The 2,719-nt window shown below is 74.4% G+C and carries 2 protein-coding genes; one reads left to right on the top strand and one right to left on the bottom strand.

All coding sequences use genetic code 11. The features are described from left to right. A partial coding sequence (locus AOK23_RS43350) for an FG-GAP-like repeat-containing protein (RefSeq protein ID WP_055717847.1) occupies positions 1-1,391 on the top strand: 1,391 nt, incomplete at its 5' end. Positions 1,392-1,449: 58 nt separating this feature from the next. Here AOK23_RS43350 and AOK23_RS43345 read toward each other — a convergent pair. Further along, positions 1,450-2,719 (bottom strand): DUF6777 domain-containing protein (locus tag AOK23_RS43345; protein WP_338056578.1); only part of this gene is annotated, 1,270 nt, incomplete at its 5' end.

Raw genomic sequence — 2,719 nt, 5'->3', positions numbered from 1 at the left:
CGGCGTACGCCGGGGTGCCGGGCAGTACGCGGGCCAGCGACCGCAACAGCGACTTCAACGGTGACGGGTACGAGGACGTGCTGGTCGGCGCGCCGGGCGCGACCGTCAGCGGCAAGAGCGGGGCCGGGCTGGTGACCGTGCAGTACGGCTCGGCCAAGGGCATCGGCACGAGCGGTGCGGCCGTGTTCAGCCAGTCGACGGCGGGGGTCGCGGGCGCCGCCGAGGCGGGCGACGGCTTCGGCAAGGCGGTCGCGACCGGTGACCTCGACGGAGACGGATTCGACGACGCGATCGTCGGCATTCCCGGCGAGGACCTCGGCACCGTGAAGGACGCGGGCGGTGTGGCCGTCCTGTGGGGGTCGAAGTCGGGGCTCAGCGGCGCCGCGAGCAGCTGGTTGGAGACCGAGGAGCCCACCGCCGGTGAGCGGTTCGGCCTGGGCCTGGCGGCGGCCCGGTTCACGGCCGAGACCGACGGCGACCTCCTCGCCGTCCTGGACGGGTACGACGTGGAACTCTTCGCGTACGACGCCTCGAAGGCGAGCTCCCTGCGCCGGGAGTCCACACAGCGGATCGCCGCGCAGGCCGAGCCCCGCCGTATCCAGCCCAAGTCCCTGACCACCGGCGACTACGACAAGAACGGCTTCGCCGACCTCGTCGTGTCGGGCCTGAGCGTGGGCGACGAACCGGGGTACGGCTGGTCCACCTATCTGTCGGGGAACGCCGACGGGCTGAAGTACGAGCGTGACCTGCGCGGCGGGCCGGTGGCGGCCTCCGGCGACCTCAACAAGGACGGTTACGACGACCTGGTCACCGGCGAACCGCACTCCCCGGACGACGCGTACGGCGAGACGATGGCCGGCGGTCTGGTCGGGGTGAGGCTCGGCGGCCCCGACGGGCCCGCGGAGGAGCCGGACTGGTGGGTGCAGGACTCCCCCGGTGTGCCCGGTGTGGCGGAGCCCGGTGACGGCTGGGGCTCGGACCTGTCGGTGGCGGACACCGACGGCGACGGCTACGCGGACGTGGCGATCGGTGCGGCGGGCGAGGACATCGGCACCGTCCAGGACGCGGGCGCCGTGTGGGTGCTGCGCGGCTCGGCGTCCGGGCTGACCTCGTCCGGCGCTAAGTCGTGGGACCAGAACTCGGCCGACGTGCCGGGGGCCGCCGAGAAGGGCGACAAGTGGGGTGCCCAGGTGCGGCTGACCGACCCGAACCGCGACGGTCGCTTCGGGCTGCTGGCCGCCGCGCCCGGTGAGAACACCGGCGACGGTCACATCTGGGTGTTCTCCGCGGGTACGGGCGGCGTCACGGCCTCCGGGTCGTGGACGTACAACGCCGGTTCCCTCGGGGCGCCGCACGTGGACGCGCAGTTCGGGGCCGCGATCGACGAGTGAGCGGAGGGGCCGCGTCCCCCGGTGGGCCTCCCGCACGGTCACGGGAGGCCCGGACCGGTCAGGTGCCGTTCGACTGGGGCGAGCTGAAGAGGGGCGCGGACTCGCTCGTCGTGCCGCCGTCCGGTGGGGTGTCGTCCGTCTCGGGGGTCTGCGGCTGGGGCTGCGGCGGTGCGGAGGTCGAACTCCCCGGCGCCGACGGGGCCGACGGGGCCGATGAGGACGGGCTCGCCGAGGACGACGACGGGCAGGGGCTGGCGGTCCCGTCCCGCTTGGCGCCGGTCGACGTGGACGGGCACGGTTCGGGCGACTTGGTCGGCGGTGTCTCGGAGAACGAGGTCGACGCCGAAGGGGACGGCTGGTCGACCGGCGGGTTGGACTTCTTGTCCTTGTCGCCGGTGTCGCCGGACTGGCGGCTGAACCAGTCGTCGCGGTCGGGGTCGTACAGGATGAACACGTTGATGACCACGGTCGAGCTCTCGACGACCACGACGTTCTGTGGCCGGTACGACGGCCAGGCGTCGCCCTTGGGCTCGGGGGTGGTCTTCAGCGCGACCGGCGGGCGAAGCGGGTTGCCGCAGGCGCAGCGCACGCGGGGCACGCCCCGGTCGTCGACGAGGACGGCGGTTCCGGCCTGGAGGACTGCCTGGTAGGCGGTGGCGGCGCCATCGCGGTAGCCGTGGTTGGTGACGCGGGTGTCCATGCGCAGCTGCACCGGGGTGAGCGAGCGCAGATAGCCGGGCACGCCGGACGCCTGGACGCCGGCGACGGCCGCGAACGCCTCGTTCTTGGCGGGTACCGCCTGGAGGTACTCGATCTGCTTCTCGACGTCGCAGCTGGCGGTGTTGCGGGTGCCGCCGTAGAGGCCGGGGGCCGAACCGTCCACGGCGCGGGTCACGTTGGCGGGCTCCGACGGGGTCGGTGAGGCCGAGGGGCTCTGCGGGACGGAGCTGTCGGTCGCCGTCGACTTGGTGAACGGGTCGGGGCCCGACTTCCCCGCGGCCTGGAGGAAGACCTCTCCGTCGCCGTTGCCGCCGGAGCCGCCGGTGCGGGTGAGGACGACGGCCAGGACCACGGCGACGACGGCCGCGGTGGCGATGAGCGCGATTCGGGGAGCGGACCGCCACCAGGGGTGCCCCGGTTGGCCGGGCCCCGGCACCGAGTCACCGGAGCCGCCGCCCGGGCCGCCGGGACCACCCGGTCCCCCTGGGCCTCCCGGACCGCCACCGGTCCCGCCGGGGCCGCCACCCGTTCCGCCGGGGCCCGAGGCGTCGCCGGGGTGTTCCGGTGGCACCTGGCCGCCGGGCCATGTCGGGCCGGTGGAGGGCGGG

The organism is Streptomyces torulosus (genome assembly GCF_001419765.1).
GTDB lineage: Bacteria > Actinomycetota > Actinomycetes > Streptomycetales > Streptomycetaceae > Streptomyces > Streptomyces torulosus.
Note: the sequence above shows the minus strand (reverse complement) of the source record. Positions and strands in the feature narration are given on the sequence as shown.